Origin of the sequence: Streptomyces albiaxialis (assembly GCF_039530985.1) — a bacterium.
Lineage (GTDB): Bacteria > Actinomycetota > Actinomycetes > Streptomycetales > Streptomycetaceae > Streptomyces > Streptomyces albiaxialis.
In genome coordinates, this window is record NZ_BAAAPE010000013.1 from 141,120 (window position 1) to 164,205 (window position 23,086).

16 protein-coding genes and 1 pseudogene are annotated in these 23,086 nt (G+C 72.2%); 10 read left to right on the forward strand and 7 right to left on the reverse strand.

Annotated features, from left to right (window positions below):
- The first annotated feature begins 111 nt into the window (after positions 1–111).
- From ABD343_RS24275 to ABD343_RS24290, 4 genes are all read left to right on the forward strand, one after another.
- A complete protein-coding gene (locus ABD343_RS24275; protein WP_344531437.1) occupies positions 112–1,020 on the forward strand; it encodes an alpha/beta fold hydrolase in 909 nt (302 codons plus the stop codon).
- Positions 1,021–1,092: 72 nt separating this feature from the next.
- Positions 1,093–1,740: a response regulator transcription factor gene (locus ABD343_RS24280; protein ID WP_344531438.1), complete on the forward strand. Its 648-nt coding sequence runs from the start codon at positions 1,093–1,095 to the stop codon at positions 1,738–1,740.
- A 309-nt stretch (positions 1,741–2,049) separates the two neighbouring features.
- The gene (locus ABD343_RS24285; protein ID WP_344531439.1) at positions 2,050–5,199 is read left to right on the forward strand and encodes an alpha-N-acetylglucosaminidase; all 3,150 of its coding nucleotides are present in this window, start codon (positions 2,050–2,052) and stop codon (positions 5,197–5,199) included.
- Between the two features lie 125 nt (positions 5,200–5,324).
- Entirely contained in the window at positions 5,325–6,413 is a 1,089-nt protein-coding gene (locus ABD343_RS24290) for a sensor histidine kinase (protein WP_344532223.1), read from the forward strand.
- 51 nt (positions 6,414–6,464) lie between these two features.
- On the opposite strand, the gene ABD343_RS24295 is transcribed toward ABD343_RS24290, so the two are convergent.
- A complete protein-coding gene (locus tag ABD343_RS24295) occupies positions 6,465–7,571 on the reverse strand; it encodes a hypothetical protein (protein ID WP_344531440.1) in 1,107 nt (368 codons plus the stop codon).
- Between the two features lie 136 nt (positions 7,572–7,707).
- Here ABD343_RS24295 and ABD343_RS24300 point away from each other — a divergent pair, with 136 nt between their 5' ends.
- The 4 genes from ABD343_RS24300 (at position 7,708) to ABD343_RS24315 (ending at position 11,224) form a co-directional block, all read left to right on the forward strand.
- Positions 7,708–8,583 (forward strand): metal-dependent hydrolase, encoded by an 876-nt coding sequence (locus ABD343_RS24300; protein WP_344531441.1) that lies wholly within the window; start codon positions 7,708–7,710, stop codon positions 8,581–8,583.
- A complete protein-coding gene (locus ABD343_RS24305; protein WP_344531442.1) occupies positions 8,580–9,671 on the forward strand; it encodes a PDR/VanB family oxidoreductase in 1,092 nt (363 codons plus the stop codon). Before ABD343_RS24300 ends, ABD343_RS24305 begins: the two co-directional genes overlap by 4 nt.
- 91 nt (positions 9,672–9,762) lie before the next feature.
- Complete coding sequence (locus ABD343_RS24310) at positions 9,763–10,473, forward strand: TetR/AcrR family transcriptional regulator (protein WP_344531443.1); 711 nt, start codon at positions 9,763–9,765, stop codon at positions 10,471–10,473.
- 94 nt (positions 10,474–10,567) lie between these two features.
- On the forward strand, positions 10,568–11,224 hold the full coding sequence (locus tag ABD343_RS24315; protein ID WP_344531444.1) for a SnoaL-like polyketide cyclase: 657 nt from the start codon (positions 10,568–10,570) through the stop codon (positions 11,222–11,224).
- 131 nt (positions 11,225–11,355) lie between these two features.
- Here ABD343_RS24315 and pulA read toward each other — a convergent pair.
- From pulA to ABD343_RS24345, 6 genes and pseudogenes are all read right to left on the reverse strand, one after another.
- A pseudogene (pulA, locus tag ABD343_RS24320) lies at positions 11,356–13,992 on the reverse strand (pullulanase-type alpha-1,6-glucosidase); the annotation flags it as partial.
- Positions 13,993–14,436: 444 nt separating this feature from the next.
- Positions 14,437–15,441: a LacI family DNA-binding transcriptional regulator gene (locus ABD343_RS24325; RefSeq protein ID WP_344531446.1), complete on the reverse strand. Its 1,005-nt coding sequence runs from the start codon at positions 15,439–15,441 to the stop codon at positions 14,437–14,439.
- Complete coding sequence (locus ABD343_RS24330) at positions 15,438–17,027, reverse strand: glycoside hydrolase family 13 protein (RefSeq protein ID WP_344531447.1); 1,590 nt, start codon at positions 17,025–17,027, stop codon at positions 15,438–15,440. The genes ABD343_RS24325 and ABD343_RS24330 overlap by 4 nt, the downstream gene beginning before the upstream one ends.
- Positions 17,028–17,080: 53 nt before the next feature.
- On the reverse strand, positions 17,081–17,920 hold the full coding sequence (locus tag ABD343_RS24335; RefSeq protein ID WP_425578256.1) for a sugar ABC transporter permease: 840 nt from the start codon (positions 17,918–17,920) through the stop codon (positions 17,081–17,083).
- Positions 17,917–18,795, reverse strand: coding sequence for a carbohydrate ABC transporter permease (locus ABD343_RS24340; RefSeq protein ID WP_344532224.1), 879 nt, complete (start codon positions 18,793–18,795; stop codon positions 17,917–17,919). Before ABD343_RS24340 ends, ABD343_RS24335 begins: the two co-directional genes overlap by 4 nt.
- Before the next feature lie 44 nt (positions 18,796–18,839).
- Positions 18,840–20,108, reverse strand: a complete 1,269-nt coding sequence (locus ABD343_RS24345) for an extracellular solute-binding protein (RefSeq protein ID WP_344531449.1) — start codon at positions 20,106–20,108, stop codon at positions 18,840–18,842.
- A 194-nt stretch (positions 20,109–20,302) separates the two neighbouring features.
- Between ABD343_RS24345 and ABD343_RS24350 the strand changes: the two genes are divergently transcribed.
- Both ABD343_RS24350 and ABD343_RS24355 read left to right on the forward strand, forming a co-directional pair.
- Positions 20,303–21,997 (forward strand): glycoside hydrolase family 13 protein, encoded by a 1,695-nt coding sequence (locus tag ABD343_RS24350; RefSeq protein ID WP_344531450.1) that lies wholly within the window; start codon positions 20,303–20,305, stop codon positions 21,995–21,997.
- 15 nt (positions 21,998–22,012) lie between these two features.
- A complete protein-coding gene (locus ABD343_RS24355) occupies positions 22,013–23,083 on the forward strand; it encodes a LacI family DNA-binding transcriptional regulator (protein ID WP_344531451.1) in 1,071 nt (356 codons plus the stop codon).
- The last annotated feature ends 3 nt before the right edge of the window (positions 23,084–23,086 follow it).

Sequence of the window (23,086 nt, forward strand, 5' to 3'; positions counted from 1 at the left end):
TCCCGTACCGGCGGGTTGGGGGCGTGAGAGGAGCTGTGCGGGTCACTCTTGGGGGACGGGTCCGGCCGGGACCGGTCAGGTCGGGACAGGCACGCGGTGGAAGGGGCGACCATGGATGAGCAGGGGTCCGAGGAGATCCGGTACGTGACGTCGCGGGACGGGACCGCGCTCGCGTACCGGGCGACGGGGGTCGGCTCGGCACCGGAGGCCGAGGCCGGGTCCGGGCCGCCCGTGGTGATGGTCGACGGGGCGCTCGGCGTGGGGACGGCGCCGATGGCGGCGTCGCTCGGGGTGCCGCTGCGGCCGGACTTCACCGTCGTCGACTACGACCGCCGCGGGCGGGGCCGCAGCGGCGACACCCCGCCGTACGCGGTCGCGCGCGAGGTCGAGGACCTCGCCGCGCTCATCGACGCGGTGGGCGGCCGGGCGCACCTGTGCGGCTTCTCCTCGGGCGGGGCGCTCGCGCTGGAGGCGGCGGACGCGCTGCCGCACCGGGTCGTCGGACTCGCGCTGTACGAGCCGCCGTTCGTCCTGGACGCCGACCGCCCGCCGCTGCCGGACGACTTCGCCGCGCGCGTGCGCGAGGCCGTGGCCGCCGGGCGGCGCGACGAGGCCGTGACGCTGTTCCTGACGGAGGCCCTCCTCGTACCGCCGGAGGCCGTGCCCTCGATCCGCGAACCGGCGGAGCCGCCCACGGTGGAGGGCGCCGACGGGCCCGTCCCCGTGCCGACGTGGCGGGAGATGGAGGAGATCGCGCACACCCTGGCGTACGACGCGGAGATCCTGGACGGCCGGGTGTCCGGCCGTCCCCTGCCCTCCGGGTCGTGGCCGCACGTCACGGCGCCGACGCTCGCCCTCGCGGGCGGCGAGAGCGAACCCTCGGCGCACACCGCGGCGCGCGCCGTGGCCGAGGCGATCCCGGGCGCGCGCTACCGCGTGCTGGAGGGGCAGGGGCACCGGCCCGCGCCCCGGGCACTGGCGCCGCTGCTGCGGGACTTCTTCGGCGGCCCCGAGCGGTGAGCAGGCGGCGGACGGTAGATTCGTCGGCGTCCCGGCCTCATCCGCCCGTCCAGCAAGCCATCGGGAGACCCCGTGCGTGTCGTCCTCGCCGAAGACCTCTTTCTGCTCCGAGACGGGCTCGTCCGGATGCTGGAGGCGTTCGACTTCGAGATCGCGGCGGCCGTGGACAACGGGCCGGAGCTGAGCCGGGCCCTGGACGAGCTGGAGCCCGACGTGGCCGTCGTCGACGTCCGGCTGCCCCCGTCCTTCAGCGACGAGGGCCTCCAGTGCGCGCTGGAGGCCCGCAGGAAGCGCCCGGGGCTGCCGGTGCTGGTCCTCTCGCAGCATGTCGAGCAGTTGTACGCGCGCGAGCTGCTGGCCGACGGCAACGGCGGCGTCGGCTATCTGCTGAAGGACCGCGTCTTCGACGCCGACCAGTTCATCGACGCCGTGCGCCGCGTCTCCGAGGGCGGTACGGCGATGGACCCGCAGGTCATCCAGCAGCTCCTGACGCGCCGTTCGCAGGACAAGCCGATGGGGAACCTGACCTCGCGCGAGAAGGAGGTCATGGAGCTGATGGCGCAGGGCCGGTCCAACGCGGCCATCGCGGGGCAGCTCTTCGTCACGGAGCGCGCCGTCGCCAAGCACACCTCCAACATCTTCGGGAAGCTGGGCCTGCCGCCCTCGGACGACGACAACCGCCGGGTCCTCGCCGTGCTGGCCTACCTCGACAAGGGCTGACCCGCCGCGGAGTCGCCGCGGACGCTCGCGTGGAAGCAGGCGGTCCGCGCCGAGCCGTTCGCGGGCTCCGACGCGCCGGCCGAGCACCGGTGGCATGGCCAGGGTCCTCACGACACGCGAGCTGGGCCTGGTCGTCGCCGGGTTGGAACGCCCGCTGACGGAAGAGTCCACGTGGGCGGGCGGTCATCCGTCAATGTGGCCGCCGCCGGCGGGCCGAAGGGCGGCAAGCCCTCTCGTCGGCGTGCCGCACCACCGCTAGCGTGCCCTCTCGTACGTGTCTTCGGTCACTTCCGACAGTGGGGGGACTCCATGCACGAGAACAACGAGGTCAACAGACGTGCCGTGCTCGGCGCGACGGGGGCGCTCGGGGCGGGAATCGCGCTGGGGAGCGGGTACATCCCAGCCATGGCGGCGGACAGAGCGGCAGACGGAACGGCGGCGGGGAAGGCGGCGGGCGCGGTCGAGCACGCGCGGGAGGCCGTGAAGCGGCTCCTCCCCGAGCACCACGCGCAGATCACGCTCCAGGAGACCGGCGGCCCCGAGCGCTTCAAGGTGACGGGGAAGAAGGGGCACGTCCGGGTCGCGGGCACCGGGCCCGTGGCCCTGCTGACCGGGCTCCACTGGTATCTCAAGTACACCTGCGACGCGCAGCTCTCCTGGGCGGGCAGCCAGCTCGGCCTGCCGGAGACCCTCCCGGCGCCCCGCGAGCCGCACGGGCGGCGCGCGACGGTCCCGCACCGGTTCGCGCTCAACGACACGCACGACGGCTACACCGCGCCGTACGCGGACTGGACCCACTGGGAGCGCTTCCTCGACGTCCTGGCCGCGCACGGCTGCAACGAGGTGCTGGTCACGGCCGGTATGGAGGCCGTCTACCACCGGCTGCTGAAGGACTTCGGGTACAGCGACAAGGAGGCCCGCGCCTGGATCCCGCAGCCCTCGCACCAGCCCTGGTGGCTGCTGCAGAACATGGCGGAGTACGGCGGCCCGCTCACGCCCGAACTGCTCGCCAAGCGCACCGAGCTGGGCAAGAAGATCATGACCCGGATGCGTGAGCTGGGCATGCGCCCCGTGCTGCCGGGCTACTTCGGCACCGTCCCCGAGGACTTCGCGAAGCGGAACCCGGGCGGGCGCACCATTCCGCAGGGCACCTGGAACGGGCTGCCGCGCCCGGCGTGGCTCGACCCGCGCACGGCGGTCTTCCGTAAGGTCGCCGCCGCGTTCTACGAGCACCAGGCCGAACTCTTCGGCGAGATCGGCCACTTCAAGATGGACCTGCTCCACGAGGGCGGCGACCCGGGCGATGTGCCCGTGGCCGACGCGGCGCGCGCCGTGGAGACCGCGCTGCAGAACGCGCGGCCCGGCGCGGTCTGGGTGATCCTCGGCTGGCAGGAGAACCCGCGCAAGGACCTGCTCGAAGCGGTCCGCGACAAGGAGAAGATGCTCATCGTCGACGGCCTCTCCGACCTGGAGCGGGTCACCGACCGCGAGAAGGACTGGGGCGGGGTGCCGTACGCGTTCGGCACGATCCCGAACTTCGGCGGACGTACGACGATCGGCGCCAAGACCCACATGTGGGCCGAGCGGTTCACCAAGTGGCGCGACAAGAGCGGCAGCAAGCTCGTCGGGACCTGCTACATGCCGGAGGCCACGCACCGCGACCCGGCCGCCGCCGAGCTGTTCTGCGAGCTGGCCTGGCGCGAGGAGGCCGTGGACCGCGCGGAGTGGTTCGACGGCTACGCGAAGCTGCGGTACGGCGGGGAGGACGCGTCGGCCCGCAGGGCGATGGCGGCGCTGCGCGAGACCGCGTACGAGATCAGCAGCGCGGACGGGCGTCCGCACGACAGCGTGTTCGCGTCCCGGCCGAGCCTGACGGCGCGCTCGGGCACGTACTACGCGACGCACACCCCGGCCTTCGACCTGCCGGGCTTCGACGCGGCGCTCGCGGGCCTCGTCGGGGTCGCGGAGGGCCTGCGCGGCAGCGACGCGTACCGCTACGACGTGACGGACACAGCGCGCCAGGCCCTCGCCAACCGCTCCTGGCTGCTGATCCCGCAGCTCCAGTCCGCGTACCGGCTCGGCGAGACGGACCGGTTCAGGAAGCTGGCCACGCTGTGGCTGAAGCTGATGGGGCTGAGCGAGGAGGTCTCGGGCGCGCACACCGCCTTCCTGCTCGGACCCTGGCTGGAGGCGGCCAAGCGGATGGCGACGGGCGAGGCGGAGCGCGCGAAGCTGGAGCGGTCCGCGCGCGTCCTGGTCACCACCTGGGCCGACCGCTCGACGGCGGACGGCGGCCACCTCGCGAACTACGCGAACCGCGACTGGCAGGGCCTGATCGGCGACTTCCACCTCCCCCAGTGGAAGGCGTTCCTGGACGACCTGGAGGACGCGCTCGCGGAGGGCCGGGACCCGAAGAAGTGGGACTGGTACGCGGTCGAGGAGCCGTGGACGCGGGAGACGAAGCAGTACCCGCTGCGGCCGACGGGCGACGCGTACGCGGTGGCCAAGCGGGTGCACGACACGCTCGCCAGGGCCCCGTTCCAGGGCTCGCTGGAGCTGACGGCCGAGCCCCCGGCCATACCGCCGGGCGGCACGGTCACCGTCAAGGGCGTCTTCCGCAACGAGAACGGGCTGCGCGCGACCGGCGAGGTCGACTTCGCACTCACGGGCCTGGAGGGCGCCGACCCGCAGGACCCGACGAGCCTGCCGTCGGTCGGCCCGGGCGAGCGCGCCACGGTCCGCTGGCGGTACACCACCCCGGACCGCGAGCTGGCCGATCCGCTGGAGCCGCTGCCGTTCGCGCTGTCGGTGCGGTACGGGCCCGAGGGCGAGGACCGGGTGGTGACCGCGCGTGACGGCCGGATCTTCCTGGCCGGGCCGCTGCCGGACGAGGTGCGGACGGCCACGCACGGGGAGAGGACGGGCGCGGTCTTCGGGTACCTCGGCGGCCGCTGGGCGATCAACGGCGGCGGCGCCGACCTGTGGAAGAACACCGCCGAGTTCGGCACCGTCTACCGCCCCGGCGCGCTCGCCGACGGCGGCTCGGTCACGGTCAGGGTCGCGGCGCAGGACGCGACGGGCCCGTGGGCCCGCGCGGGCATCGTCGCCCGTAACGACCTGTCGTCGAGGACCGCGCAGGGCTTCATCAACCTCGCGGTGACCCCGTCGAACGGCGTCGTCCTCTCCTACGACACCGACGGAAACGGCACCGTGGACACGTACAAGCGGATCACCGGGGTGAAGGCGCCGGTCGTGCTGCGGCTCTCCCGGAGCGGCGACTCGTTCAAGGGCGAGCTGAGCACGGACGACGGGGCGACCTGGCGCACGGTGGCAACCGTGCGGACGTCCGGCGCGTCAGCCAAATTGGACGCGGGTCTCTTCATGACGGCGACGAACGGCGGAGGCCAGGCCCGCGGCACGGCCGAATTCGACGGCTGGCGGACCTCCTCCGGTGGGTGAGTCCGGCCGGGGCAGGAGAAGATAGCCGGGACCTACGGCCGAGGGGGAGAGGGCAGGGCATGAGCACAGCAGAGGGACCGTCCGAGGAACACCGGCGCACCGTCGCCGCGCAGACGCACGAGCTGATGCTCGCGATGATCCGGGGCCCGGTCCTGGCGGTCGTCTCCCTGCCCCTCTCCATCCTCGCCTTCGTCCTCACCGTCGTCTCGCTCGCGCTCATCCCGGTCGGGGTGGGCGTGATCACCACGCCGTTCGCGTTCCAGGGCCTGCGCGGGTACGCGAACGGGCGGCGGGCCCTGGTGGACCGGTGGACGGGGCTGCCGGTGCCGCAGCCGTACCGGCCGTGGCCCAAGGATCTGCGCGCCGGGGTCGTCGGGCACGTCGAGAAGTGCCATCTGCTGCTCAAGGACCCGGCGACCTGGCGCGACCTGGCGTGGACCCCGGTGGACATGACGGCGGGGTTCGTCACGGCCCTGCTCCCCCCGCTGCTTCCGGTCAACCTGAAGATCACCAAGGCCATGCTCAAGCCCACCCGCGAGATGCTGCTGGCCCGGCGCGTGGAGCAGCTCTACGAGACGCGGCACGACGCGGTGGACTCCTCGGCGGCCGAGCTGCGCCGTATCGAGCGGGACCTGCACGACGGGGCGCAGGCCCGGCTCGTCGCGATGGGCATGAGCCTGGGCACCATCGAGGCCCTGGTCGAGAAGAACCCGGAGAAGGCGAAGGAGCTGATCGCGCAGGCCCGGGAGAACTCGGCGGAGGCGCTGACCGAGCTGCGCGACCTGGTGCGGGGCATCCACCCGCCCGTCCTCGCCGAGCGCGGCCTGCCGGACGCGCTGCGGGCGCTGGCGCTGCGGATGCAGATCCCGGTGGAGGACGACATCTCGCTGCCGGGCCGGTTCGAGGAGCCGGTGGAGTCGGCCGTGTACTTCGCGGTGAGCGAGGTCCTGACGAACGCCGCGAAGCACTCCGGGGCGAGCCGCGTCTGGCTCGACGTGTCCTACTCGTACGAGTCCGGGGGCATGCTGCGTGCCGTCGTCACGGACGACGGCAAGGGCGGCGCCTCGCTCGACAAGGGCACGGGCATGCAGGGCATCGAGCGCCGCCTGGGCCAGTTCGACGGCATCCTCGCGGTCAACAGCCCCCAGGGCGGGCCCACCATGATCACCCTGGAGGTCCCCGCGGAGGTCCTGCCGGACCGCCAGCTCCAGTGACGGACCCGGCAGGACCGTAGCGGCCGTACGGGCCGTAGCGGCCGTACGGGATCAGGTGGCGCGGGCCACGCGGAGGCTGAGCGAGTAGTCGCCGTCGCCGTCGGTGAAGCGGCGGGTGACGTTGAACGACGAGCCCACGTTGGGCAGTTGCTTGAGCACCACGCCACGGGAGAAGACGAACGTCTGGTCCGCGATGTGGTCGTCGTCCAGGAAGCCGAGCAGCCAGCCGATCGCCGCGCCGACCCCGGCGACGACGGCCCCGACCCAGGCGGCGACGCCGGTCGCGGCCAGGATGCCGGCCGCCGCCGCGAAGGCGACCGCGACCCCGGCGCGGATTTTCTCGGTGTTGCCCTCGTCGTGCTCCCACAGCGAGACCAGCGAGCCGACCTCGCCCTCGGGGAGCGCCTGGGACGCGCAGTTCTGGCCCCAGATGCAGCCGTCGGCGGCGGAGAAGGTGCGGGACTCCCCGCTGTCGACGTCCCCGAAGATCTGGGAGCGCGTGGTGACGGTCGTACCGCCGCCGAGCGAACCGAAGATCCAGTACGGCTCGTTGGACGGCCCGAAGATGCTGTCGGTCTGGCGGTCGACGCACTTGAACGACGCCGCCTTGATGGTGACCCGCGAGCCGACGGGCGCGGCGGCGGTGGCGGCGGCGTCCTGCTCCAGGGCGACCGTCATGCCGGACGCGTACTCGGCGAGGGTCGCGCGCGGCGGCAGCCGGAAGTCGGCGAGGGTCGCGGTGCCCGCGTGGATCGCGGGGACGTCGATGCGGGTGACGGTGGGCATCTCCAGCACCGACTTCACGATGCCGGGCGCGTCCTTCTCCAGGTCCTTCATGGTGTAGGACTGCTTGACGTCGAGCTGGGCGAAGCGGCGCGGGAACATCTCGTCGCGCAGCTTCTTCGGGACCTTGGTGTCGAGCTGGCCCTGCTGCTTGATCTCCTGGTCGGTGTAGCCGTTCTTGCGGAACGCCGCGACCATCGTGCTCTCCAGGTCGCTGAGCTTCGCGCCCTCCGCGTACTTGGCGCAACTGTGCAGCATGAGCGCGAGCAGCCAGTTCCGTTCCTTGTTGGCCACCAGCTTCCTGCGCTGGGGGGCTCCCCTTCCCTTGCCCTTCACCAGATCGTCGAGAATGCGGTCTGTTGACCGAGCTGCCATGATTCTCCCCCTTGAGGTAGGACATCCCTTGCTCCCCTTTTGGGATGCCTCTGCGAACGTCCCGCTGGGTGCCTGCGCCGTCAACGGCCCGTACGGCACCTGTTGCACGGCGGGTACCCGCCAGTACATTGACGCCATGTCTAATACGGCGTCCCGTACGACGACCGAGCTGAGGGCGCGGCAGGTCGCCTTCGACTGGTCGGACACCCCGCTGCACTGGCTCCCCGGCGACCCGGCGACGACCCACACCATCAACGTGCTGCATCTGCTGCTCCCGGCCGGCGAGCGCTGGTTCGTGCACGTCTACAAGCAGGCGCTGCCCCTCATCCGCGACGAGCGGCTGCGCCGGGACGTCATCGGGTTCATCGGCCAGGAGGCCGTGCACTCGCAGGCCCACGACGATGTGCTGCCGCAGCTCAAGCGGCTCGGGCTGGACCCCACCCCGTACACGGCGCAGGTCGACTGGTTCTTCGAGAAGCTGCTCGGCGACCGCACGCTGCCGCCCGGCAGGGCGCGCCGCTGGTGGCTGCTGGAGCGGGTCGCGCTGATCGCCGCCATCGAGCACTACACGGCGTTCCTCGGCGACTGGGTGCTGGGCGCGGAGGCGCTGGACGCGCGCGGCGCCGACCCCGTCATGCTCGACCTGCTGCGCTGGCACGGCGCCGAGGAGGTCGAGCACCGCTCCGTCGCCTTCGACCTCTTCCTCCACCTCGACGGCGGCTACCGGCGCCGGGCCCGCACCTGGGCCCTGGCCTTCACCGCGCTGGTCTTCCTCTGGCAGCGCGGCACCCGCTTCTTCATGGAGAACGACCCCACGCTGCTGGACGGCAGGGCGAGCTGGCGGGAGTTCCTGCGCGCCGGGCGCGAGGGCGTGCTGCCCTCGGCGGGCGCCATGCTCCGCTCGATACCGACCTATCTGGGCCCCGGCTACCACCCCTCGCGGGAGTGCGACACCGCCCGGGCCGAGGCGTATCTCACCGCCTCCCCGGGTGCGAACGGGGTGGTCCGGTGAGGGCCCGTACGGCGCTCGTCCTGCTGGCCTCCGGCGCCGCCGCCGTGGCCGCCAAACGCGCGGCGGGACGCCGCGTGGAGCGCTCCCCGCTGTGGCCGATGCCCGCGCTGGAGATGCCCGTCTCCGGGACGATGGGCCAGCGGCGCACGGGCCCGGACCGGGCGCGCACGCTGACCGTCCTGGACCGCGCCGAGCCCGCCGAGGGCGTCGTACGGCTGCGGCTCGGCGGCGCGGGGGCGCTCCCCTCCTGGCGGCCGGGCGCCCACGTCGATCTCGTCCTGCCCTCGGGCCTGGTGCGGCAGTACTCGCTGTGCGGCGACCCCGGCGAGGCCGACACCTACACCCTCGCCACCCGCCTCACCGAGGACTCGCGCGGCGGCTCGCGCGAGGTGCACGAGGTGCTGCGCGAGGGCGTCCGGGTCGAGGTCCGCGGCCCCCGCAACCGCTTCCCGCTCGCCGAGGCCCCGGCGTACCTCTTCGTCGCGGGCGGCATCGGCATCACCCCGATCCTCCCGATGGTGCGCGCCGCCGAGGCCGCGGGCACGCCCTGGCGGCTGCTGTACGGCGGCCGGACGCGGGCCTCGATGCCGTTCCTGGACGAGCTGGCCGAGCTGGACGGCGGAGAAGGGCGCGTCACGGTCGTCCCCCGGGACGAGGCCGGGCACCCGGACCTCGCGGGCGCGCTCGCCGCGGCGCCGCCGGACGCGGCCGTCCACTGCTGCGGGCCCGGGCCGCTGATGGACGCGGTCACCGCGCTGCCCGCGCCGGGCGGCGGCGTGCACCTGGAGCGGTTCACCGCGACGGCGCCGCGCGGCGAGGGCCCCGACCGCCCCTTCGAGGCCGAGCTGCGCCGCAGCGGAGCGACGGTGACGGTGCCCGCCGACAGCACGGCGCTCGCCGCGATCCGCGCCGCGTACCCGGACACCCCGTACTCCTGCGAGCAGGGCTTCTGCGGGACGTGCCAGACCGGCGTGCTGGAGGGCGAGGTCGAGCACCGCGACGAACTGCTGACCGACGCGGAGCGGGACACGTCGATGCTGCTGTGCGTCTCGCGTGCCCGTGGGGAGCGGGTGGTCCTGGACCTCTGAGGCCCGGCCCCGGACCACGGCTCCGGGCCCGGCCCCGGAGCCGTGGAGCGCGGCTGTACGGACACTTGTACGGATCGTTAGGGTGTCGCCCATGACAACCGGGGCGCGCCGCAGGATGGGCGTGGAGGAACGGCGGAAGCAGCTCATCGACGTCGCGCTGGAGCTCTTCAGCCACCGCTCCCCGGAGGACGTCTCCATCGACGACATCGCGACGGCCGCCGGGATCTCCCGCCCGCTCGTCTACCACTACTTCCCCGGCAAGCACAGCCTCTACGAGGCGGCGGTGCGCCGCGCCGCCGACGAGCTGGCGGGGCGGTTCGTGGAGCCGCACGACGGCCCGCTCGGCGGGCGGCTGCTGCGCGTGATGAAGCGGTACTTCGACTTCGTCGACGAGCACGGCCCCGGCTTCTCCGCGCTGCTGCGCGGCGGTCCCGCCGTGGGCTCGGCGCGCGCCAACGCGATGATCGACGAGGTGCGGCGCGCGGCGTACGCGCACGTGCTCGACCACCTCGGCGTGGCCTCCCCCGGCCCGCGCCTCGCGCTGGTGATCCGCTCCTGGGTGGGGCTGGCCGAGACCACGGCGCTCACCTGGCTGGAGAAGCGCGCCATCCCCCGCGAGGAGCTGGAACTCCAGCTCGTCCACGACTTCATGGCCCTGGCGGCCGTGACCTCCGCCCACGACCCGGAGACGCGCGGGGTCGTACGGCGCGTCGTCGCCCAGGAGCCGGCGGACGGCCCGCTGGGCGACCTCGTGGCGCATCTGGCGACGCTCGCACCCGGCACGGAAGTGAGCGAACCGTGAAGGAGTGTGTGCACAACTTGCCTATTGTGTGGGCGAGTTGAAAACGAGAGTATCGGTTCCGGTCTACGAGTGATCGCAACCGAAGGATTTCCGCATGCCTGACACCAGCGAGACTCCACTGTGGCTCCAGGGCCGTGAGGCCGTCATCGCCGCGGCGGACCCGAGCGAATGGCGCGAGAAGGCCCCGGACTATCACCTCTCCCACGTGGTGATGCCGCGCGAACGGACCACGCGGCACGCGCCCGGCCAGTTAGAGGCGATCGTCGAGAGCATCGTGCAGGTCTTCGAGATGGAGGTCTCGCACAAGAAGGACCCCGCGACCTGGGTCTCCATGGTCACCGAGACCTTCCGCACGCGGATCAACGGCGGCGCGTGGGCCAGCGCGGCGGACATCGCCGAACAGGGCAGCTACAACGTCCTGATCGGCGACAGCGCCTTCTACCGGCGCGAGGACGAGAGCTTCACCTCCCAGCACCACGTCTTCCACACCGCCTTCCCCGGCGGCTTCTTCTGGGAGGTCCAGGAGGTCCTCTCCCCGCCGCCCGTCGTCACCTTCAAGTGGCGCCACTGGGGCGACTTCACGGGCGCGTACAAGGGCTTCGCGCCGAGTGGCGAGCGGGTCGAGATGTACGGCATGAGCGTCGCCAAGGTCAGCGACGACCTCCGCCTGGAAGAGGTCGAGCACTTCTACGACCCGAACGCGTTCCTGGCAACGCTGACCGGCGGCTGCCCGGTCGCCCATTCCGGTTAAGACCGGAGCAGGGGCTGCCCCTTGCCGTGGATTGCCGGGTGCGCGTGTCCTGTGGCCAGGCGCGCAGTTCCCCGCACCCCTGAAGGGGCAGCCCCTGCTCTTCCGTCGCGCTTGGGAGGTCTCTTCGCCGGTCAGCGGTGCTTGAAGACGGCTACCGTGCGGCCCGGGACGGTGAAGGTGCCGGACTTGTAGGAGGCCCGGCGGGCCGTGGGGTCGGAGCCGTTCTTCTGGGCCGGGTGCAACTCGTACCGCCTCTCCGCGAGGCCGGGGACTCGCTGTTCCGTCGTCTTCGGGCTCGCGTTCAGGACGAGGACCAGGTCGCCGACCTGGGCCGTGATCACGCCCGGGGTCTCGCCCTCCCCCGACAGGGGGAAGGCGACCTCGCGCTGGACCTCTTCCGCCGTGGCCAGCGAGAACGCGGGCTCCGTGGCGCGGATCCGGAGCAGATCGCGGTACGCCGACGACGTACCCTCGATCTCGCGGCACCCGGGAGTCAGCCGAGGGTTGGTCAACAGGGGCTTGGCGTAAGCCCACTTGGGCTCGTTGTCGGCGGCGGGCGGCAGGCCGCGGCCGAATCCGTTGCCGCGCCGGCAGTCCCAGTTGAGGGCGTTGAACCAGTCCCCGGAGTCGAACGAGTTCCGGTCGAGGGACTTCGAGCGGAGCAGGTCGGTCCCCGCCTGGGAGAGCGAGGGCCCTTGGGAGAGCAGGGCCGTCGCCATGCCGAGGACCTGCATCCGGCCCCGCTCCCCCGCATTCGCGGAACCCGGCAGTTTGAAGGCGAGCGCGTCGTACAGCGTCTCGTTGTCGTGCGCGTCCGCGTACGCGAGCGCGTCACCCGGCGCCGCCGCGTACCCCGCGGGCCGGCCGTTGTAGTCCACGTCGCGGCCCCGCACCCGGCGCCCCCGGCTGTCGGTGAACGCGAAGTCCGCGAGGTTGCCGGTCAGTCCGACCTTGATCAGGTCCTGGTAGTGGAGGAGGCGGGCGCGCTGCTCGGCACGCGTACCGTTCGCGGGCGAGCCGTTGGGCTCGTTCCACAGGCCGCTGGCGAAGCCCTGCACGCGCGGGTCCTCGTCGAACGGCGCGCCGCCGCGCACCGCGTCGCGCGCCCGGTCGGAGAAGGTCGCGACGCCGGTTCCGGCCATGTTCCGCTGGGTGGCCTGTTCGAAGCGGGCGTCGTCGGCGACCTCGCCGAAGTTCCAGCCCTCGCCGTAGAGGATCACGGACTTGCCGTCGACGCCGTCCTTCTCCGGCGTCAGCGCGTCCAGCGCGCGCCGCACCGCGAGGATGTTCGCCTTGGGGTGGTGGCCCATGAGGTCGAAGCGGAAGCCGTCGATCTTGTAGTCGCGGGCCCAGGTGACGACGGAGTCGACGGTCAGCTTGCCCATCATGGCGTGCTCGGGCGCGGTGTTGGCGCAGCAGGTGGAGTCGGCGACGGTGCCGTCGGCGGTCAGCCGGTGGTAGTAGCCCGGCACGATGCGGTCGAGGACGGACTGGGGGTCCTGGCCGCTGGCGGCGGTGTGGTTGTAGACGACGTCCATGACGGCCCGCAGCCCGGCCCGGTTGAGCCCGCCGACCATCTCGCGGAACTCCCGCGTACGGGAGGGTCCTTGCGGATCGGAAGCGTATGAGCCCTCGGGCACGGTGTAGTGCGCGGGGTCGTAGCCCCAGTTGAACGCGTCCTTCCCGGCCGTCTTCCCCACGCACTCCTGCTGCCGCGCGGAGTCCGGCGCGTACGAGGCCAGGTCGCAGCCGGGGCGCTGCTGGTCCGCGCGGCGCTCGGGGACGGTCGCGAAGTCGAAGGCGGGCAGCAGGTGCACGTACGACGTCCCGGCACGGGCGAGCTTCCGCAGGTGCCGCATGCCGTCGGAGCGGGTGTCGGTGAACGCGCGGTACGTGCCGGGGTGGCGGTTCGTCGGGTCGTGCGCGGAGAAGTCGCGCACGTGCAGCTCCTGGATGCGGGCCTCGCGCGCGGGGCGCGCGGCGGGCTTCGCGAGCCGGTCCCAGCCGGCGGGCTTCAGCCGTGCGTCGCGCAGGTCGGCGGCGACACTGCGGCGCGAGTCCGCGGTCAGGGCGGTCGCGTACGGGTCGGTGACCTCGTTCGTGACCGTCTTCCCGACGGAGGGCGCGAAGACGGTGACCCGGTACCGGTACTCCTCGCCCTTCCACGGGCCGTGCGCCCGCCATACGCCGCTCGCGTCGTCGCGGCGCATGGGTATCTTCTTGCCGCCGATCTCGACGGCGACGCGGCGGGCGGTCGGGGCCCAGAGGGCGAGGGTGGTGCGGTCCTTCTCGAAGACCGGGCCCAGCTCGGCGCGGGTGGCGCGGGCGGCGTAGAGGTCGTCGAGGACACCCGGCGTCTGCACGCCGGTCGCCGCCGACAGCTCGTCCTTCCCGGCGACGGCGACGACCTGCCCGCGCAGGGCGGCGCGGAGGGCGCCGGTGTCCTGCTCCTGCTCCTGCTCCGCGAGGCGGTAGGCCTCGTAACCCTTCGCGAGGTGGGGGTACTTGGCGCGTTGCGCGTCGGTGAGACCGCCGGGTACGGGTTCGAGGGCGAGGTCCTCGCCGCGCCCTTCGAGCGCGCCGTCCTCGATTTTCAGCTCCCCTTCGGGGCTGGCGACGAGCCGGTGCGTGTCCTGGGGGTCGCCGAGCTTCTCGGGCCAGGCGACGGTCGTACGGTCGATCCACTGGACCTTGGCCTTGCCGAGGTCCAGTTCGGGGCCGTCGTCGCCCGGGGCGGCGGCTGAGGGCGGGCCTATCAGCACGCCCACCGCCACGACTGCGCTGAACAGCGCGATTCTGCGCACGACTTCATCCTCCACACGTCGGGGGAACCGGCCCGGCCGGGCGGGCGCGTGGGGGTCCCCGAGGGTGACCCCCCGCCCGGCCGGACCGGAGCGCTGGGAACGTAACAGCTTGCAGAAATTTCTGGAAGCCTTTGCGACAGAGCTTGCGCCGGACAGAGGCCCGGGGCCCTTCATGGGAGGGCGAAGCGAAGGTGCCCCGTCAGGGGCGCGGGGAACTGCGCGACAAGCCACGGCGCGGCCGCAGCCTGCGAAGGCGCGCGCGGGGCAGCCCGAACCCAGCCCCGTGGTCCGGGTGCCCGGCGAAGAGGGCTGCGCCTGCCAGCCCTGCTCCCCCAAGCTCTTCGAGCAGGGGGCGCCCCCACGCGCAGACCTCCCAAGCGCAGCAGGGAGAAGTGGGGCGTGCCCCCTTCAGGGGCGGTGTTGGGCCGTGGAGCCCCGCACCACCAACTCCGGTTGGAAGACGAACTCGGAGTTCGGGACAGGGTTGCCGCCCAGCGCTTCGAGCAGGGTGTGGACCGCCGCGTTCGCCATCGCCCGAACCGGTTGCCGCACAGTCGTGAGCGGCGGATCGGTGAACGCGTTCAGCTCGGAGTCGTCGTAGCCGATGACCGAGACCCCGCCCGGCACGTCGAACCCGCGCTGCCGCGCGGCGCGGATCGCGCCGAGGGCCATCAGGTCGCTGCCGCAGACGATGCCGGTGCAGCCCTCGTCGAGGAGCGAGCCCGCCGCCGCGTGGCCGCCCTCGACCGTGAAGAGGGTGTGCCGGACGAGCCCCGCACCGCCCGTCGCCTCCGCGAAGCCCTCGGCCTTGCGCGCCGCGGGGACATAGCGGCTCGGCCCTATCGCGAGGCCGATCCGCTCGTGGCCGAGCTGGCGCAGGTGTGTGACGGCCATGACCGCCGCGGCCCGGTCGTCGGGCGAGACGAAGGGCGCGCTGACGCGCGGGTTGTAGCCGTTGACGAGGACGAACGGGACGCCGCGTCCCGCGAGGCGCGCGTAGCGGTCCGGGTCGGCCGACAGGTCCGCGTGGAGCCCGGAGAGGAAGATGATCCCGTCGACCCCGCGCTCCACGAGCTGCTCGACCAGCTCGTCCTCGGTCGCCCCGCCGGGGTGGTGCGTGCCGAGGACGGGGGTGTAGCCGTATCCGGCCAGGGTCTGCTCGATGACCTGGGCGAACGCGGGGAAGATCGGGTTCGTCAGCTCGGGGATGAGCAGCCCGACGAGCCCGGCGCTGCGCTGCCGGAGCCGTACGGGCCGCTCGTAGCCGAGGACGTCCAGCGCCGCCAGCACCCGCTGCCGGGTACCGGTGGCGACGCCGGACCTGCCGTTCAGCACCCTGCTGACGGTCGCCTCGCTGACGTCGGCCTGACGCGCGATGTCGGCGAGGCGGCCGGTCGCGGGGGTGCCCGTCATGTGCTCACCGACCACCAGACCGTGGTGTCGCCGGGCAGCGTCGCGCTCCCGTCGTACGGGCCGCTGGCGAGGATCAGCGCACCGGGGGAAGCGTCGAGCACGGAGTCGAGCGCGGCGGCCGACTCGCCCGTGTTCGCCGTGCACACGAACCCGCCGCGGCGGAACGCCAGCACGCCCTCGGGCGCGGGCAGCCACTCGACCGCGTCGCCCGCCCCCAGCTCGGGCCGTTCGCGGCGCAGCCGCAGCGCGGTGCGGTACAGCTCCAGCGTCGAGTCCGGGTCGCCGGTCTGCGCCTCGACGGACAGCTCGCCCCAGCCCTCGGGCTGCGGCAGCCAGCTCCCGCCCGTGCCGAAGCCGTACGAACTCCCTTCCCGGTCCCAGGGGACGGGGACGCGGCAGCCGTCGCGCAGCCCGTCCTGCCCGGCGTCGCGGAAGAACGAGGGGTCCTGGCGGGCGTCGTCGGGGATGTCGAGGACCTCGGGCAGGCCCAGTTCCTCGCCCTGGTAGACGTAGGCGGAACCCGGCAGCGCGAGCATCAGGAGCGTCGCGGCGCGGGCGCGCGGGAGGCCGCCGCCGAGGCGGGTGCGGTGCCGTACGACGTCGTGGTTGGACAGCACCCAGGTCGCGGGCGCTCCCACGGGGCGCAGCGAGTCGAGCGCCTCGTCGATCACGGCGCGCAGCGCTTCCGCGTCCCAGCCGGTGTTGAGGTAGTGGAAGTTGAACGCCTGGTGCAGCTCGTCCTCGCGTACGTACAGGGCCGTACGGTCGGCGCCCGGGGTCCACGCCTCGGCGACGCCGATCCGCTGCCCGGGGTACTCCTCCAGGACCCGGCGCCAGTCCCGGTAGATCTCGTGGACGCCGTCCTGGTCGAAGAAGGGCAGCCGCTCGTCCCCGAGGAGCTGGAGCTGCTGGACGGTGCCGACGTCGGGCAGGCCCTCGGGCTTGACGAGGCCGTGTGCGACGTCGATACGGAAGCCGTCGACGCCCTTGTCGAGCCAGAAGCGCAGCACGGAGCGGAACTCGTCCTGGACGGCCGGGTTCTCCCAGTTGAAGTCGGGCTGCTCCGGCGCGAAGAGGTGGAGGTACCAGTCGCCGTGGGTGCCGTCGGCGTTCTTGGTGCGGGTCCAGGCGGGGCCGCCGAAGATCGACTCCCAGTCGTTCGGGGGCTCGGAGCCGCCGGTGCCCCGGCCGGGCCTGAAGTGGTACCGGGCCCGGGCCACGGGGTCGCCCGCGAGGGCCCGCCGGAACCATTCGTGCTGGTCGGAGGAGTGGTTCGGCACGACGTCGACGATCACGCGGAGTCCCAGGCCGTGGGCCTCCGCCAGGAGCGCGTCGGCGTCGTCGAGGTCGCCGAACATGGGGTCGATGGCCCGGTAGTCGGCGACGTCGTAGCCCGCGTCCGCCTGCGGCGAGGCGTAGAACGGGCTGAGCCACACGGCGTCCACGCCGAGCTCCCGCAGATACGGCAGCCCCCGCCGCACCCCGGCCAGGTCCCCCATCCCGTCCCCGTTCCCGTCGGCGAACGACCGGGGATAGACCTGGTAGATGACAGCATCCCGCCACCAACCGGCACTGTGCTGATTCATGTCACCTCTGCTTGCGTTGTCGTTACGGATCCGGTGGGAGCCGGTCGGAGGGGTCAGGATTTCGTCGCACCGGCGGTGAGGCCCGAGACCAGGTGCCGCTGGGCGAAGCCGAAGACGACGGCGGCGGGGACGGCGATGATGACGGCGGCGGCCGTCATGGAGCCCCAGTCCGCGCCGTAGCGGTTGACGAAGGTCTGGAGGCCGCCAGCCAGGGTGAGGTTCTCCTCGCCGGTCATGAAGGCCGTCGCGTAGGCGACCTCGGCCCAGGCCGTCACGAAGGTGTAGAAGCCGGTGACGGCGAGGCCCGGCTTGGCCAGCGGCAGGATGAGGCGCCAGAACGTGCCGAAGGGGTTGAGCCCGTCGACGCGGCCCGACTCGTCGATGTCGACGGGGATCGTGTCGAAGAAGCCCTTCATCATCCACGCGCAGAAGGGCACGGCCACCGTGAGGTAGGTGATGATCAGGCCGAGCGGCTGGTTGAGCAGCCCGAGCTTCGCCATCGTGTTGTAGAGCGGCACGATCAGCACGGCCATGGGGAACATCTGCGTGATCAGCAGCACCCACATCAGCGGCCGCATCCCGGGGAAGCGGAACCGGCTGATCGCGTAGCCGGTCGTGGCGGCGATGAAGACGCCGACGACGGTCGTCCCGACCACGACGATCAGCGAGTTCGCGAACCAGTCGAGGAAGTGGGTGTCGTCCACGACGTGGCTGTAGTTGTCGAACGTGAAGTTCCGTACGAGCGCGGTCGAGAAGGCCTCGCTCTTCGGCTTGAACGACGTCACCAGCAGCCACAGCGGCGGGAAGAGCGCGCAGAGCGTGGCGAGCGCCAGCCCCGCGTGCAGCCCGAACGAGGCCAGCGGGGACCTCTTCGCGGTACGGGCCATCGTCACCACACCTCCCCTTGGCGGCGCAGCGCCCGCCGGTAGACGATCGTGAAGAAGGAGAGCAGCACGAGGATCAGCACGCCCCAGGCGGCCGAGGTCGCGAAGTCCCGGGGGCTGTTGACGAAGGAGAGCCGGAAGGCGTACGTCACGAGGATCTCGGTGGAGTCCTCGGGGCCGCCCTTCGTCAGCAGGTAGATGACCGGGAACATGTTGAACGTCCAGATCGTGCTGAGCATGACCACGGTCGAGGCGACCGTGCGGACGCCCGGCAGCGTGATGTTCGTGAACCGCTGCCAGGGCCCGGCCCCGTCCATCTCGGCGGCCTCGTACAGCTCGCCGGGGATGGCCTGGAGGGCGCCCAGCATCGCGACGATCATGAACGGGACGCCGAGCCAGACGTTGACGGCGATGACGGCGACCTTGGCCCAGGTGGGGTCGCCGAGCCAGGCGACGCCCTCGATGCCGCCGCCGTCGAGCACCTTGTTGAGCAGCCCGTTCTTCTCGTTGAAGAGCATCTTCCAGGCGAAGACGGAGACGAACGCGGGGATGCCCCAGGGCACGATCATCGCGACGCGGTAGAACGAGCGGCCCTTGACCTGCCGGTTGAGCATGTTGGCGAGGGTGAGGCCGAGCAGGAAGGTCAGGCCGACGCAGCCGACCGTCCACACCGCGGTCCAGCCGAGCCGGTCCCAGAAGACGCTGTCGGACAGGATCGCGGTGTAGTTGTCCAGGCCCTTGAACTCGTAGGTGGCCGGGATCTTGTTGACGCCGATCTCCCGCTCGACGTTGGCCTCGTTCGCGTCGGTCAGCGACAGGTAGACGCCGCGGAGGAGCGGGTAGCCGATGATGAGGCCGATCACGATCACGACCGGCGCCACCATCGCCCAGGCGTACCAGTGCCGGGCCAGCCGTGCCTTTGCGAGCACTACTTGTAGTCCTTCAGGAGCTTGCGGAACTCGTCGCCGGTCTTCTTCGCCGCGGCGGAGGGCGACTTGCCGCCCGCGAGCACGCCGTCGACGCCGACGCGGATGGGCTCGAAGAGCGAGTTGCCCTCGGCGATCCAGGGGCGCTGCACGGCCTTCTCGACGGCGGGCCGGAAGAACTTCACCATCGCGTTCTTCTCGACCGACGGCTCCTCGTAGACCGACTTGCGGGTCGGCAGCAGGCTCAGCTCCTCAGTGGTGCGCTTCTGCACCTCGGCGCTGCTCATGTACTTCACGAACTCCTGCGAGGCGCGCAGGTTCTTCGACCCGGCGTAGACGGAGAGGTTCCAGCCGCCCTGCGGGGAGCCCTGCGCCTTGCTGCCCGCCGGTACGGGCGCGACGCCGAGGTTGTCCTTCTTGTCGCCCTTGAACTCCTTGCCCTCCTGGGCGAGGGCGATGTCCCAGGGGCCGTCGACGATCATCGCGACCTTGCCCTCCTGGAACGCCTTGATGCCGTTCTCCTGGCCGTCGCTGGAGTCGGTGATGGCGGCCTTGGAGTCGACCAGGTCCTTCATGGTGGCGAGGGCCTTCTCGCCGGGCTTCTCGTCGACGGTGACCTTCTTGGCCTTGGTGTCGAGGAGGTCGCCGCCCTCGCCGTAGAGGTAGGGCAGGAACCAGTACGGGTCGTCGCCGCGCAGGTAGAGCGCGGTGGCGCCGGTCTTGTCCTTGATCTTCTTCGCGTTCTTCTTGAGGTCGGCGAAGGACTGGGGAACCTCGACGCCGGCCTCCTTCAGCAGCCGCTTGTTGTAGAAGAGGCCGAGGGTGTCGGTGACCTGGGGGGCCGCGTAGGTCTTGCCCTTGAACCTCGTGGAGCCCGCGGCCGTCTTGAGGTAGTCCGACTCGTTGTCGAGCGCCGGGGTGCCGTCGAGGGCCTGGAGGTAGCCGAGGTTGGCGAAGTCGGCGACCCAGGCGACCTCGGTGCGCATGACGTCGGGGGCACCGGAGTTGCCGCCCGCGGCGTTCTTGAACTTCTGGTTGGCGTCGCCGAAGTTGACGTGCACGTACTTCACGTTCACCTTCGGGTGCTTCTTCTCGAAGTCCTCGGCGATCTTCTTGTAGGTGCCCTTCTCGCCGTCGTTCGAGGTGTCCCAGAAGGTGACCGTGCCCTCCACCTTGCCGCTCTGCTCGCTGTCGCCCCCGTCGTCGCCGCAAGCAGTTGCCGCAAGCGCCAGTGTCGCCACCAGCGCGGTGGCACCTATCCCACGCCGCATGCCACGCGTGTCCCGCCGCATGTCCCGCTCCCTCCGCAAGAGTGCGCCCGCGCCCTCAGCGGCGCTCGGCTGCGCAGGAACGTAACAGCGCGGCAATCCTTGCGAAAGACCTTGCGGCAACTTTCTGCAAACGTAACTCGACGCTCGGCGCGGCAGTTGGAGCGATCAGTCACCTCCGCGACGACAAGGACATCATGGACGCATACCACCCTGAGACTACAGAACGGGACGAAACGCTCCCCGCCACCCGGGAACCGGCCGACCCCGCCCCGCGGGACTGGTGGCGGGACGCCGTCATCTACCAGGTCTACGTCCGCTCGTTCGCGGACAGCGACGGGGACGGCGTGGGCGACCTGAACGGCATCCGCGCGCGCCTGCCCCATCTGCGGGGGCTCGGCGTCGACGCCCTGTGGCTCACCCCGTTCTACGCCTCGCCCCAGGCCGACGGCGGCTACGACGTCGCCGACTACCGCGCCGTCGACCCGCTCTTCGGCGCCCTCGCCGACGCCGAGGCGCTGCTGGACGAGGCCCACCGGCTCGGCCTCCGCGTGATCGTCGACATCGTGCCCAACCACACCTCGGACCGGCACGCCTGGTTCCGCGCCGCGCTCGCCGGGGACGAGGCGGCCCGCGCCCGCTACCACTTCAGGCCCGGCAAGGGCCCCGACGGCGCGCTCCCGCCGAACGACTGGGAGTCCGTCTTCGGCGGCCCCGCCTGGACCCGCCCGCCCGGCCAGGACGACTGGTATCTCCACCTCTTCGCGCCCGAGCAGCCCGACCTGAACTGGGAGAACCCGGAGGTGCACGCCGAGTTCGAGGCGATCCTCCGCTTCTGGCTCACCCTCGGTGGCCGGGGCGTGGACGGCTTCCGGATCGACGTCGCGCACGGCATGGTCAAGGCCCCGGGGCTGCCCGACATCGGCCGCCGGGAGCAGGCCCGCATGATCGGCGCGCAGGAGCTGCCGTTCTTCGACCAGGACGGGGTGCACGCCATCCACCGCGGCTGGCGGCGGCTGCTGGAGTCCTACGGCCCCGACCGCATCGGCGTCGCCGAGGCGTGGGCCCCCACCACCGGGCGCCTCGCGCTGTACGTACGCCCCGACGAGCTGCACCAGGCGTTCAACTTCCACTTTCTGCGCTGCCCCTGGGACGCGGACGCGATGCGCGAGGTCATCGAGGAGTCCATGGCGGCCACGACCTCCGTCGGGGCGCCGACGACCTGGGTGCTGTCCAACCACGACGTCGTACGGCACCGCACCCGCCTCGGCAGCCTGGAGCGCGCCCGCGCCGCGGCCCTCCTCCTGCTCGCGCTGCCCGGCTCCGTCTACCTCTACCAGGGCGAGGAGCTGGGCCTGCCCGAGGTGACCGCGTTGCCCGACGAGGTGCGCCAGGACCCGGCGTTCCACCGCGACACGGCGGACGGCACCACGGGCCAGGACGGGCTGCGCGACGGCTGCCGCGTCCCCATCCCCTGGGAGCGGGACGGGAGTTCGTACGGCTTCGGGCCCGGCGGGAGCTGGCTGCCGCAGCCCGAGGACTGGGGCGAGCTGTCCGTCGAGGCGCAGACCGGCGACCCGGACTCGACGCTGGAGCTGTACCGCGCGGCCCTGCGGCTGCGCCGCACCTGCCGCACGCGCGGCACGGCCGCCGGGGAGACGCTCACCTGGCTCCCCGCGCCCGCCGGCGTCCTGGCGCTCGCCCGGCCCGGCGGCCTCGTCTGCGTCCTCAACACCCGCGACGAACCGGTCGAGATCCCCTCCCCCGGCCACCCCCTCCTCGCCTCCGCCCCCGCCACCACGAACGGCGAAACCGCGCGCGTCGCGGCGAATTCGTGCGTGTGGTGGAAGGCCAACAGGAGCGACCGGCGGGACAATGCGAGCCATGCCTGAGTAGAGTCCGGTCCTGTGACCGCACGGCTAGCTGACATCGCAGCACAGGCGGGGGTCAGCGAAGCCACGGTCAGCCGGGTCCTCAACGGCAAGCCTGGCGTCGCGGCGGCCACCCGCGAATCCGTTCTCGCCGCACTCGACGTCCTCGGGTACGAGCGGCCCGTCAAGCTGCGCCAGCGCAGCGCGGGCCTCGTCGGGCTGATCACCCCGGAGCTGGAGAACCCGATATTCCCGGCCTTCGCCCAGGTCATCGCGCAGGACCTGACCCGGCAGGGCTACACCCCGGTCCTCGCGACCCAGACCCCCGGCGGCTCCACCGAGGACGAGCTGACGGAGATGCTGGTGGACCGGGGCGTCTCCGGGATCATCTTCGTCTCCGGGCTGCACGCCGACACCACCGCCGATACCGGGCGGTACGAGCGGCTGCGCGGCCAGGGCGTCCCGTTCGTACTCATCAACGGATTCTCGGCCAAGGTCCGCGCCCCCTTCGTCTCGCCCGACGACCGCGCGGCGATGCGGCTGGCCGTCACCCATCTCGCCTCGCTCGGCCACGATCGGATCGGCCTCGCGCTGGGCCCCGAGCGCTTCGTGCCGGTGCAGCGCAAGATCGAGGGCTTCACGCGCTCGATGCGCGACCAGCTCGGCGCCGACGACACGGCCGCAACGGAGCTGATCCAGCACTCCCTGTTCACGCTGGAGGGCGGCCAGGCCGCGGCGGCCGCGCTGCTGGAGCGGGGCTGCACGGCCGTGGTGTGCGCCAGCGACATGATGGCCCTCGGCGCCATCCGCGCGGTCCGCCAGAAGGGCCTGACGGTGCCGGACGACGTCTCCGTCATCGGCTTCGACGACTCCCCGCTCATCGCCTTCACCGATCCGCCGCTCACCACCATCCGGCAGCCGGTCACGTCCATGGGGCAGGCCGCCGTGCGGGCCCTGCTGGAGGAGATCGGCGGCACCCCCGCCCCGCACACCGAGTTCGTCTTCCTCCCCGAGCTGGTCGTTCGCGGTTCAACCGCTTCCGGGACCCGGAGGACGGGATCGGCCGTACGGAGTACGGAAGCTGTCCAAGACCCGACCTCCGGATGATCG